This window comes from Cytobacillus sp. Hz8, assembly GCF_042263505.1.
In the GTDB taxonomy this organism is placed as follows: domain Bacteria; phylum Bacillota; class Bacilli; order Bacillales; family Cytobacillaceae; genus Bacillus_BE.
This window is the reverse complement of record NZ_JBHKFI010000002.1, coordinates 314,907-326,557: the sequence shown is the minus strand read 5'-3', so window position 1 is coordinate 326,557 and position 11,651 is coordinate 314,907. Positions and strand designations below refer to the sequence as shown.

General features: G+C 36.9%; 11 protein-coding genes. 2 read left to right on the top strand and 9 right to left on the bottom strand.

Annotation, left to right across the window (positions count from 1 at the left end):
* Nucleotides 1-138: 138 nt before the first annotated feature.
* Nucleotides 139-915 carry a class I SAM-dependent methyltransferase gene (locus ACE38V_RS04660; RefSeq protein ID WP_375840023.1) on the bottom strand — a complete coding sequence of 259 codons (777 nt, stop codon included), beginning with the start codon at nt 913-915 and terminating at the stop codon, nt 139-141.
* 85 nt (nt 916-1,000) lie between these two features.
* A complete protein-coding gene (locus ACE38V_RS04655; RefSeq protein ID WP_375840022.1) occupies nt 1,001-1,435 on the bottom strand; it encodes a BrxA/BrxB family bacilliredoxin in 435 nt (144 codons plus the stop codon).
* A gap of 196 nt (nt 1,436-1,631) precedes the next feature.
* Between ACE38V_RS04655 and ACE38V_RS04650 the strand changes: the two genes are divergently transcribed.
* The gene (locus ACE38V_RS04650; protein ID WP_375840021.1) at nt 1,632-2,465 is read left to right on the top strand and encodes a polysaccharide deacetylase family protein; all 834 of its coding nucleotides are present in this window, start codon (nt 1,632-1,634) and stop codon (nt 2,463-2,465) included.
* A gap of 74 nt (nt 2,466-2,539) precedes the next feature.
* On the opposite strand, the gene ACE38V_RS04645 is transcribed toward ACE38V_RS04650, so the two are convergent.
* The 5 genes from ACE38V_RS04645 to ACE38V_RS04625 form a co-directional block, all read right to left on the bottom strand.
* Nucleotides 2,540-3,667: a conserved virulence factor C family protein gene (locus ACE38V_RS04645; RefSeq protein ID WP_375840020.1), complete on the bottom strand. Its 1,128-nt coding sequence runs from the start codon at nt 3,665-3,667 to the stop codon at nt 2,540-2,542.
* 326 nt (nt 3,668-3,993) lie between these two features.
* A complete protein-coding gene (locus ACE38V_RS04640) occupies nt 3,994-5,874 on the bottom strand; it encodes an ABC-F family ATP-binding cassette domain-containing protein (protein WP_375840019.1) in 1,881 nt (626 codons plus the stop codon).
* Nucleotides 5,855-6,514 (bottom strand): HD domain-containing protein, encoded by a 660-nt coding sequence (locus ACE38V_RS04635; RefSeq protein ID WP_375840018.1) that lies wholly within the window; start codon nt 6,512-6,514, stop codon nt 5,855-5,857. Before ACE38V_RS04635 ends, ACE38V_RS04640 begins: the two co-directional genes overlap by 20 nt.
* A gap of 290 nt (nt 6,515-6,804) precedes the next feature.
* Complete coding sequence (locus tag ACE38V_RS04630; protein ID WP_375840017.1) at nt 6,805-7,335, bottom strand: hypothetical protein; 531 nt, start codon at nt 7,333-7,335, stop codon at nt 6,805-6,807.
* A gap of 45 nt (nt 7,336-7,380) precedes the next feature.
* The gene (locus ACE38V_RS04625; protein WP_375840016.1) at nt 7,381-9,069 is read right to left on the bottom strand and encodes a formate--tetrahydrofolate ligase; all 1,689 of its coding nucleotides are present in this window, start codon (nt 9,067-9,069) and stop codon (nt 7,381-7,383) included.
* Nucleotides 9,070-9,267: 198 nt separating this feature from the next.
* Here ACE38V_RS04625 and metA point away from each other — a divergent pair, with 198 nt between their 5' ends.
* Entirely contained in the window at nt 9,268-10,176 is a 909-nt protein-coding gene (gene metA, locus ACE38V_RS04620) for a homoserine O-acetyltransferase MetA (protein ID WP_375840015.1), read from the top strand.
* A gap of 100 nt (nt 10,177-10,276) precedes the next feature.
* Here the strand turns inward: metA and ACE38V_RS04615 are convergent, their stop codons facing one another.
* Both ACE38V_RS04615 and mntR read right to left on the bottom strand, forming a co-directional pair.
* A complete protein-coding gene (locus ACE38V_RS04615; protein WP_375840014.1) occupies nt 10,277-10,960 on the bottom strand; it encodes a class I SAM-dependent methyltransferase in 684 nt (227 codons plus the stop codon).
* Between the two features lie 222 nt (nt 10,961-11,182).
* Complete coding sequence (gene mntR / locus ACE38V_RS04610) at nt 11,183-11,599, bottom strand: transcriptional regulator MntR (protein ID WP_375840013.1); 417 nt, start codon at nt 11,597-11,599, stop codon at nt 11,183-11,185.
* Between the last annotated feature and the right edge of the window lie 52 nt (nt 11,600-11,651).

Genomic DNA, 11,651 nt, shown 5'->3' with positions numbered 1-11,651 from the left:
AGGATATAAAGGTTCATTCAGCTACTTTATTGAGGAGGGATATCCAGAAGTTCGGATATATTATTTGTGATTGGCACTTTATTATTATTAGCATATTTCATTTTTCTTTCTGTTACAGATTAGAAAAAGATGAGTCCACTATTCTTTTTCCAAAACACCATAATGAAACTTTGCTGATTCTCGAACATTGACTTGAAATCCATATTTTTGAAACCGTGAACTTCTAAAATGATCTTTTATTACCACTCTTCTTTTGGCCACTCTCATGGCCTCGTCCATTAATTCGGTCGTTATATCTTCATAAATGGCAAATCTTCTCAATGCATGGATGCCATCGGAATCATCAATTTGTGCTTCAAACATTGGATCAAAATAAATACAATCAAATTGTTTACTCTTCTGGTTACGTAAAAAATCAAGGGCTTGCTGATGAATAACACATATTTTTTTCATTGCTCCATTTATACTCGAAACATTAGATTCCCATTGCTGAAGTCCTTCCTTAACAAGATAGGCCAAATATAAACTTCCTTCAACACCGACAACTTCTCCTTCATTACCTACCGCATAAGATGCCACTATGCTATCGGAGGCAAGCCCTAATGTACAATCTAAAAAACGATCTCCCTCCTTAAGCCTGCATGCCTGCAAAAAGGGATCATGCTCCCCACGAATAATCCTTTTTATGCGAAACATGGCAGAATTGGGATGAAAGAAAAAAGCCTCTTTTACCCCAAACGCATACATTTCCATCCGATTTTTCCCTATAACGATACAATCATCGTTTCTTAATTGTTGAATGGCTTGTATCGAGCTTTTTCTTCTTGGAATATATTCAACGGAAAACTCATCCGCAATACTCTTCGCTTTTTCAATTAATGCATCATTTGTCCTGCCCGCTGTTGTTACAAACATTTTCAATCGATCCCTTGTTTATCATTTTTTCCCTAATTTAAAAGAAGGACGTCAAAAGACATCCTTCCTCATTGTTCTGCACTCATTAGCCATGAACCTCTATAGCGCCCATTAAATTCTCCATGATCGCTTCCATTGGATGATCTTCAATATCGTAGCGATGGATAAAATGAACAACTTCCTTCCCCTTAAGCAGTGCCATGGAAGGAGAAGAAGGCTCAATTCCAACGAAATATTCACGCATTTTCGCTGTTGCTTCCTTTTCTTGTCCGGCAAAAACGGTAACTAAATGATCAGGTTTTTTGGTTGAATTTAACAGTGCCTGATTAACGGCTGGTCGTGCAAGCCCTGCAGCACAGCCACAAACCGAATTGACTACTACTAAAGTAGTACCTTCAACATGATCCATAAAGTTCTCAACGTCATCAGCGGTCAATAGTTCTTTAAAGCCATTATGAACTAATTCTTCACGCATAGGTTTAACCATTTGTTTCATATATTCTTCATAAGCCATTGACATCGTGCAAAAACCTCCCTTTATATTCCTTGTTAGCATACAATATTTAAGTATTATTATGCAACGCGCAAGCTTTTGAACAAAAATTGTTTTTCATTAATTGAAAAAACAAATATTTACAAAACATGACTTTTATCCCTATCATTCTTGTATTCACTTCTTTATGATTAAAAAGTACTATGATTTTAAAGGAGTAAATATGTTTAGCAAACAACGAATCTATTTATTTATTTTACTATCATGTCTAGTAACCATCTTTGGATTAACGGTAAACATCATGAGTAAGCATCTCCCTCCAAATGAAAGTGTTAAAGCAGATTCGTCTGTCCAAACAAAAGGCACAATCAAGCCTCAACCATATAAATCAATTGCACTAGTAGCGAAGGCTAAAAAAGTGAAATATCAAACCTCACATGATGTTCAACCACTTTATTTAACCTTCGATGACGGACCAAATGAGTATACAGCGAAAATCCTTGCAATTTTAAATAAGAAAAAGATTCATGCCACATTTTTTATGTTAAATGGTAATATCAAGAAGTATCAAAATGTTGTCTCATCCCTATACAAAAGTGGACATTCCATTGGTTGCCATGGGGTTACTCATGATGTTAAAAAATTTTATTTATCCAAAAGATCACCATTATTAGAGATGAATACTTGTAAAAAAACAGTCTTAAAAGCTAGTGGGGACGATACCCTTTTAATTCGAGTACCGTATGGCAGCTATCCAAATTTAAAAGCTGCACAAAAAAAATACTTAGATCGTGCTGGTTTTATCATGTGGGATTGGAATGTGGATAGTGAAGATTGGCTTCGTAGAAATAAGACCCCTACCTATTTAATACATAATATTGTCGAACAAGTGAAAGTACAGAAAAAGCATCGAATTACCCCAGTTATATTAATGCATGATTCCAATATTACTGTTGATTCCTTGCCAAAATTAATTGATAAGCTGATTGCAATGGGTTATACCTTAAAGCCCATTGTTGAAAGTCTTGAGCCATTGCAATTCCATTTAAAAAGATAAACCAATAATATCAAGCGTACACAATTTAATCTTTGCTCTCAGAGGTGTGTTCGCTTGATAATTGGCACTCCCCATTAGTTCTTTTTCCTTGATTCCGTCATTTGCTTCCAGACTGAGCCTTTCGCTTCCTCACCATGCTCTATTCGCTCAATGGCAAGCTTGATTTGCATACTGACTTCAAATTCCGAATCCTCTTCAGCTGCCTTTAATGCTGGAAGGGCTCGTTCGTCTCCAACCTCATATAAAAACATCGCTGCTCTCCAGCGAACTAGTTTATTCAAGTCCCGAAGAGCTAACATCATTTCATCCATTGCCTCACTATAGCCTAAATCAGATAAGCAGTCTCCAGCAGTCCTTCTCACCGCAACACTTTTATCCTTTAATGCTTGATAAAGAAATGGAAGTACTTGCTTATCCTTAATCATCCCTAAATAAACAGTTGCTAATCGGCGAATGGATGCTTTTTCATCCTCAAGTGCTAATGCCAAAAGAGGGATATCCTCAATTGCTGGGTCATCCATTTGTTCTAATAGTTGAAACCTCATGCGCCAATCAGGATTTTGAAAGTTTCCAGGAGTAACCTTCTCCTTTTTCCGGAAGGGTACTGTAAAGCTTTGGACCTGAATACTTGCTTGACGAACTAGCTCATTCACTCTTTTTTTTGGAAAAGCGGCATAGATTTCTTCTATCACCTCATTACCAACTTGTTCAAATTCTCCGTATCGCACCCCATAATCTTGCCATTTTCTTAAAAAAACAACATTTTCTCCTTCATTGGTTACATTCGTCACTGCTGAAATATAGAATTCTGCTAACCCAAAACGTTTTTCATCCTGTCCATCATTTAATTTTACTTGATACGGAATTCCTTTAAACATCAAAACAGAAACTCGTATTTCTCCAAAATGATTATTTAATTCTGTCTGTGGCTTCCTTTCTTCTCCTTCCATACCAAATGCCAGTCTAACGTTTTCTAAAATATCTCTCCAATCAATTTTAGGATTTCTTTCAACGGCTAAGAAGTCTGCAACATGGTAAACTCCTTTTACACCCTCAATTTTCAATATTTCCTGAATTACCTTTGGTGCCCCTTCTTCAGCATTTTTTTTATAATTATTGCTCATTCCCTTTGGCAATTCTTCATCTAAATTTATTTTCATTGTATTCGGACTTGGAGTAGGTTCAATGGATTGAATTTTCATAGGATTCCCCCTCGTATTTTAGAATTATTTTAACATAGAGAATATTGGCTTCATAATTCCATGCTCATCGTTTTTTAATGCTGATCACATCAGATTATTTTTTTTAAACGCTTTCCTTAATGCTTCACTTTCCATTGACGGTAGACGGGTGACAGAGCCTCCAATGTCATAAGCTCCTTTGTATCCCCCTCATTTTCGCATTCCCACTAGAATAACGTGTTTCAATATGCTTATACTTTCTACTCCAATATTTTAACAAAGTTAGTTAGTAGTCTTTAAAAATAAAAGAAGGATTTCTAAATAAGAAATCCTCCCTGCTAAAGCGATCATTGTTCAACAAGCTCAGATAAATAACTCCATCTTTCAATGAAATATTCTAATTGATTATTTAATTCCTCTTCTTCTTTCATAAGTGCATGTGCTTTTTCAAAATCACTACCCGTTTGACCCATTTCTATAGTAATTTCCTCTAGTCTCTTTTCGGTATCAGCAATTTTTCCTTCAATTTCTTCCCACTCAATTTTTTCCTTATAGGACAATCGCTTTTTCTTTGGCTTTTCTGGCTCTGGCTGTTTTTCTTTTTTACTTTCTTCCTTCACAACCGGCTTTGCTACCTGATTCTCTAAATATTCACTGTAATTCCCATAATAGCGATCCACTATCCCTTGACCTTCAAGAATGAGGAGTTGTTCCGCCACTTTATCAAGAAAATAGCGATCATGGGAAACGGTAATCACGACGCCTGGAAAATCCTCTAAATAATCCTCAAGAACCGTTAATGTTTGTGTATCCAAATCATTTGTCGGTTCATCCAGAAGCAAGACATTCGGTTCTGACATTAGGATTTTTAGCAAATAAAGTCTTCGTTTTTCACCACCTGAAAGCTTTCTAATTAAAGTTCCATGTGTATTCATTGGAAATAAGAAGCGTTCGAGCATTTGTGATGTTGAAATCGTTTTTCCATCGGAAGTATGAATAACTTGAGCGGTTTCCTTTAAATATTCAATCATCCGCTTATTTTCGTCCATATCTTCATTTTCTTGTGTATAAAAACCAATTTTGACTGTTTGCCCCATAATGAATTCCCCGCTATCAAGCGGAAGCCTTCCAGCAAGAGTCTTTAAAAGCGTGGATTTTCCGGTTCCATTTCTGCCAATAATCCCGAGCCGATCACCTGGTTTCACTAAGAGATCAAAATCATGTAAAATAACCTGATCCCCATAATTCTTATTGGCATTTTTTAATTCAAACACTTGTTTTCCCAATCTTGAACCGTTTAAAGCGATATCTAGCTTTTCTTTCGTTTGATAAGAAGCAATCTTATCATCTAATTCATTAAAACGATCTATTCTCGCCTTTTGTTTTGTTGACCTGGCCTGGGCACCACGGCGAATCCATTCAAGTTCTCTGCGATAAAGATTCTTTCTTTTCTCAAGTGTAGCTGCTTCATTCTCTTCGCGAACTGCCTTCGCTTCCAGAAAATCAGCATAGTTCCCCTTGTAGCTGTATAGTTTCCCTCCATCCAGCTCAAAAATTCGATTCGTCACTCGATCTAAGAAATACCGATCATGAGTCACTAAAAATAAAGCGCCTTGAAACATGCCCAAATATTCCTCTAACCATTTCACTGAATCATAATCCAAATGGTTAGTCGGTTCATCGAGAATCAATAAATCCGGTTCCACAATTAATACTTGAGCTAATGCAACCCGCTTTTTCTGACCGCCGGAAAGCTCAGCAATCTTCTTGTCAAACTCTTCTATTCCTAACTTACTTAAGATCGTTTTCGCATTTGTACTAGCATCCCAGGCATTTGAAGCATCCATCTGACGTTGAACGGAAAATAGCTTTTCCTGTACTTCCGTGTCCTCAGGATGTTTAGTAAGCATCAGCATCATATTTTCATATTCTTTTAGGAGCTTTAAAATCGGTGTTTCACCGGCAAACACTTGCTCTAGAACAGTTAAATCAGGCTGCAGCTCCGGCTGCTGCGCAGAATAAGCAATTGTAAAATCCTTTGGTGATACCAATTCACCTGAATCAGGAAAATCCACACCCGCAACGATTTTTAATAAAGATGATTTACCAGTCCCATTAACTCCTATTAACCCGACCCGCTCTTTTTCCGAGATGGAAAATGATATATCTTTAAAAAGCTGCTTGTCTCCATATGTTTTTGTCAGATTTTCAATCGAAATTGTTTTCATATATACCATTCCAGTCCTTATAAAATTCTTCAAGAAATAATTTCATAAAAGCATCACGCCTCTCGGCGATTTCTTTTGCAGTAGTGGTATGAAGAAGATTTTTGAGTTTAAAAAGCTTTTCGTAAAAATGATGAACCGTTGATGACTTTTCCATCCGATATTCTTCCATCGTCATCTTGTCACGAACAGCTATAGTTGGATCATAAATGGGCTGTCCCTTTTTTCCGCCATAGGCAAATGCCCTTGATATGCCGATAGCTCCAATCGCATCAAGTCGATCGGCATCCTGAACAATTTGGGCTTCAATAGAAGAAAGCAATGACTTATTTCCGCCCTTATAGGAAATAGAATCAATAATCTCCATAATATGCCTTTTGGTATGACTTTCTAGTGGTAATTGATTTAAAAATGAAGATAATTTTTGCTGTCCAGCTTCTTTCGATTCATTTAATTTCTCATCGGAGATATCGTGTAAAAGAGCGGCCATTTCAATAATGAAACGATCTCCCTTTTGTTCCTGTTTCCAAATATAGATGGCATTTTTCCGGACTCGTTCCATATGAAACCAATCATGGCCGGTCGATTCCCCTCTAAATGATTGTTTCACAAACTGTTCTGTTACTTCAATGATATTTTCCATTATGACTTCCTACCTTCATTAACCTTCTCATATTTTAACACGAATTAACTTACAGCAAAAAAGAAAGTGCCAATCAGCACTTTCTTTTGGAAACCATTGTATCAGGATAGTTTCAACATGGGCTTATTCACATGAAGATCAAAAAGGAGAAGCAATTATAATAAATCTTTGGAAAAATCTATTTTTATTCATTTTTCCAAAGATTTACTACATCCATATTGTCATTACTGTCGGAAATCCAAGTGATCTTCCTCATCCTTTTGGAAAATATCTTCATTTCTTCTCTCAGTCTAATAATTTATGATAATTTGATTGATATTCTTGATAGAAACCACCATTGAATCAATCATATTAATAAAATCATCCATCTGGTCCTCGTAAATCAGACGATTAAAATCAATCGAAATTTCCTTCGTTATTACATCGTGTTCTTGAAATGGATCTAATATCATTTTATGTTGATATGTCCGTTCAATCCCCCAAACATCTGTTAAAACATTGGCTATTTCTTCATGCAGATCAAGATCATCATAATGTTCGACCGTAAAAACAATTGAAAGGGTACAGCCTGATAATTGTTCCGATTTCATGGCTGGAAGTAGCTCAGCTGCTAAATTTTCTAAATTCGATCTTAACTTAACTGTACATTGGGTCATTGACTTTTCTTTTAAAGTAAAAGTCACCTCATATTCCCGTGAAAGCTTTGCCAAGTTCATAACATCACTCCGGTTAATGATGGCAATATCCCCCTCTATATCACGGTCATACAAGGCCCCTTCCAGCACTACCTTCATATTTTCAAAAGCTGTTGGATCAAACACGGGAATCCCCCCATTCTATTGAGATAAAAATTGGTCATTCATGTTTTAAAATAAACCTGCTGCATGGCCGTATTCATCGACATCCATATTTAGTGCTGCTGGTTTTTTGGGAAGCCCTGGCATCGTCATGACATCCCCTGTTAATACCACAATGAATCCTGCTCCAATGGACGGCTTCAGCTCCCTAACAGATATGACAAAATCGGTTGGCCGCCCTAGTTTTGAAGCATCGTCAGATAAAGAATATTGTGTTTTTGCCATACAAATAGGGAGATTTCCCCAGCCATTTGCTCCGATTTCTTTTAATTGCTTTTTTGCCTTTGAGGAAAATTCCACACCAATGCCACCATATACCTTTTGAACAACAGTTAAAATTTTCATTTCGATGGAATCACTCGGCTTATATAAAGGCTGAAAATGGGACTCATTCTTCTCAATGGCAGCCAGAAGCTTTTCTGCAAGCTCAATTCCGCCTTCTCCCCCTTTTTCCCAAACCTCTGTAAGAGCAACGGAAATTCCCTCTTGGTTACATAATTGATATAAAGTCTCCACTTCACGTTCCGTATCCGTAATAAAACGATTAATTGCAACAACGATAGGAAGACCAAAGGATTGAATCGTTTCAATATGTTTCTGTAAATTTGAAAACCCGCTCTTTAAGGCAGCTACATTTTCAAGTCCTAAATCGCTTTTTTCAATTTCACCATGCATTTTCAATGCTCGGATGGTTGCCACAATGACTACTGCTTCTGGTTTAATTCCTGCCACTTCAGCTTTTATATTCAAGAATTTCTCCGCACCTAAATCAGCACCAAAACCTGCTTCTGTCACAACATAATCAGCTAATTTTGCAGCTGCAGTTGTAGCGATGACACTATTGCAGCCATGGGCGATATTCGCAAATGGGCCTCCATGAACAAGTGCAGGAGTATGTTCAATCGTTTGAACTAGGTTGGGTTTAACGGCATCTTTAAGGAGAAGTGCTAAAGCTCCTTCAACACCTAAATCTTTTACCGTTACAGGTTTTTTATGGATATTATAGGCGACAACGATTTTTGACAAACGTTCTTTTAAATCAGGCAAATCCTTAGCCAAGCAAAGGATAGCCATAATCTCTGAAGCAACCGTAATATCAAATCCATCTTCTCTAGGAACTCCTTGCATTGGACCTCCTAATCCGATGACAACCTTTCTTAAGGCACGGTCATTCAAATCGAGGGCTCTTTTCCATACGATCCTCCGTGCATCTATTTGCAGTTCATTTCCTTGTTGCAAATGATTATCAATCAATGCAGCCAAAGCATTGTTTGCTGTTGTAATCGCATGAAGGTCACCGGTAAAATGAAGATTGATATCTTCCATTGGTAACACTTGTGCGTATCCTCCACCAGTTGCTCCACCTTTAATCCCCATCGTCGGCCCAAGGGAAGGCTCTCGCATAGCAATCATTGCCTTTTTTCCTAAACGATTAAGTGCATCACCTAATCCAACAGTGACGGTGGATTTTCCCTCCCCGGCAGGTGTCGGATTGATAGCTGTGACAAGAATAATCTTTCCCATTTTCTCCGTCTTTAAGCGATTGAGCACATCGAAGGAAAGCTTTGCCTTATATTTTCCATACAATTCAATATCATCCATTGTAAGGCCGATTTTTTCAGCAATTTCCGTAATAGGCTTCATTGTTGCTTCTTGCGCGATGGTAATATCTGATTTGACTTTCGTCTGTGTTTTCAAAACTGTTCCCTCCTGAATTATGCCTCATTTGCACTTGCCTTAATATTGCATGATTTGTCGAATATTATCAATAGAAGTTTAAAAGTTTCAAATTCATTTAATAAAAGATGGATTTCAGAAGAATATTTCATTGCTACAAAAAAAAAACGTCTATATAATATTAAATAATCTAAATATTCAATTCAAGGGGATGATTTTTTGCCTATTAAAATTCCGAAGCTTCTTCCAGCTAGAGAAATACTGGAGTCTGAAAATATCTTTGTCATGGATGAAGATCGGGCAAATACACAGGATATCCGGCCGTTAAATATTCTTATCTTAAATTTGATGCCGGAAAAAGAAAGGACTGAAACTCAGCTTCTCAGATTGCTAGGAAACACTCCTTTGCAAGTCAATATATCGTTTCTTAAAACCGCTTCCTATCAATCTAAAAATACGAGCCAGTATCATCTTGAGCAATTCTATACATGCTTTGACGAGGTCGTTCATCGCAAGTATGATGGTTTAATAATTACCGGAGCTCCAGTTGAAATGCTGCCTTTTGAGGAAGTGGATTATTGGGAAGAGTTAAAAGAAATCATGGATTGGTCTGTCACTAATGTGACCTCCACTCTCCATATTTGTTGGGGTGCCCAAGCAGCTCTATATTATCATTTTGGGATTGACAAATTTGAATTACCGCGAAAATGCACGGGCGTCTTTACTCACACAGTTTTGGACCGTTCGGAAATGCTATTGCGCGGTTTTGATGATGTCTATGATGCTCCCCATTCACGATATACGGATGTATCGATTGAAAAAATTGAAAGAACACCTGAATTAAAGCTCTTATCTAGCTCTGAGGAGGCAGGACCGTTTATCCTACTTGCCAACGAAGGAAAACAAATCATGGTAACTGGTCATTTTGAATATGATTCTAAAACTCTTGCTGATGAATATCAGCGGGATTTACAGAAAGGTTTAGATATTCATGTACCCCTGCATTATTTTCCAAATGATGATTGCAAGAAGACGCCCTTGAATCGTTGGCGCTCCCATGCCCATTTGCTTTTTTCTAATTGGCTTAACTATTATGTATATCAAGAAACACCATATGAATGGGAATAATTATCCATCCTTTAGCAAAATTATGATGGCGCTGCCAAAGAAAATCCATGTCCTCTTCTTATCTATTTAGAGGACATGGCCATAATAAAAATATTCTTCGCTATCTACTTTTTTTAAGCATAAATACCCAAAAAAAGGATAATGCCTGTTTTAAATTAAGCGGTAATTTTTCCATAGAAACCCCAATACTATCTTGTTTGTAAACCCCAAATTCATCAAGCTTTTGCCATCCATTTTCCTTTAATAACCGCTCGAATTCCCAGGGCATCATCGTATTGCAAATCGATTTTTTTCCATATAGTCTTGGGAAGCTATTGGTTCTTGGACCTGCAGTAGGCCCTAATATCGCAACACAGGCCTTCCCGTCTCTTTTGAGAACTCGATTCATCTCATCAAGAACTTGCAGAGGGCTTTCCGTCCATTCTAGTGAATTAATTGCCATTAATGCATCAAATGAGCCATCAGAAAATGGTAAATGTCCAATATCCGCCTTTTCAAATCTTGCATTGTTATCTGAATTTAGGGTATAGGCTTTATGAAGCATATCATCTGAAACATCAACTCCAGTAACCGAATACCCTGCCAGCGTTAATTTCCTTGAACCATATCCATCACCACAGCCCAAATCACAGATTACTGAATTTACGGGAACATATTGTGCAAGAAACGGAATAATATCCTTTCTACTCCCCGTCTCCCACATTTTTTTGCTCCTCGAACTCCAATGATCTGCTGATTGATTCCATTGTTTTTCTGATTCCTCTGTCCAATTAAACTGATTCATCCACAACCCTACCTTTAAATGAAAAAAGATTCACTCATTAAATTCGTGAAAAGTTTGTGAAATCCTTGAATGATTCTCTAAAAAATGTGTCATTCTAAATATATATGTTTAAAGAGGTCATTTTATCCCACTCTTAACGGACAGTAAGACTCCCACTTCAGAACACACAAAAAGGACAGATTTAATCTTTAAATCTGCCCTGTTAAATCATCCTATTTATTCTTACTCATTCCTCATTTGAACTTCTCGTAATGTCTTTACTCGAGATTCATCTTCTTCAAAATATTGTAACAAATCACCAATTCGATCTATCGCATTCCAACTCAGATGATGTTCAATTCCTTCAACATCTCTATAAATATTTTCTTCTTCCACACCAATCACACTTAAAAATTGTTCCAGTAACTCATGACGAAAAACCAATAGTTTTCCAATTTTCCTACCCTTTGTTGTGAGAACTAATCCTCGATATTTTTCGTACACTAGATACTCATCTTTATCTAGCTTTTGAACCATTTTCGTAACAGATGAGGGATGAACAGATAAACTTTCAGCAATATCTGATACACGTGCATAGCCTTTATCTTCAATTAAATTATAAATTTGTTCAATATAATCTTCCATACTTGGTGTTGGCATCCCTTATCCTCCTAAAAACACACTCATCAATAAAATTCTACTATACAAAAGT

Coding starts and splice junctions, on each gene's coding strand:
- ACE38V_RS04640 (WP_375840019.1), bottom strand. CDS start 5,874: ATGAAAACAATTTCGATTGAAAATCTGACAAAAACATATGGAGACAAG.
- ACE38V_RS04635 (WP_375840018.1), bottom strand. CDS start 6,514: ATGGAAAATATCATTGAAGTAACAGAACAGTTTGTGAAACAATCATTT.
- ACE38V_RS04645 (WP_375840020.1), bottom strand. CDS start 3,667: ATGAAAATTCAATCCATTGAACCTACTCCAAGTCCGAATACAATGAAA.
- ACE38V_RS04650 (WP_375840021.1), top strand. CDS start 1,632: ATGTTTAGCAAACAACGAATCTATTTATTTATTTTACTATCATGTCTA.
- ACE38V_RS04655 (WP_375840022.1), bottom strand. CDS start 1,435: ATGTCAATGGCTTATGAAGAATATATGAAACAAATGGTTAAACCTATG.
- ACE38V_RS04615 (WP_375840014.1), bottom strand. CDS start 10,960: ATGAATCAGTTTAATTGGACAGAGGAATCAGAAAAACAATGGAATCAA.
- mntR (WP_375840013.1), bottom strand. CDS start 11,599: ATGCCAACACCAAGTATGGAAGATTATATTGAACAAATTTATAATTTA.
- ACE38V_RS04660 (WP_375840023.1), bottom strand. CDS start 915: ATGTTTGTAACAACAGCGGGCAGGACAAATGATGCATTAATTGAAAAA.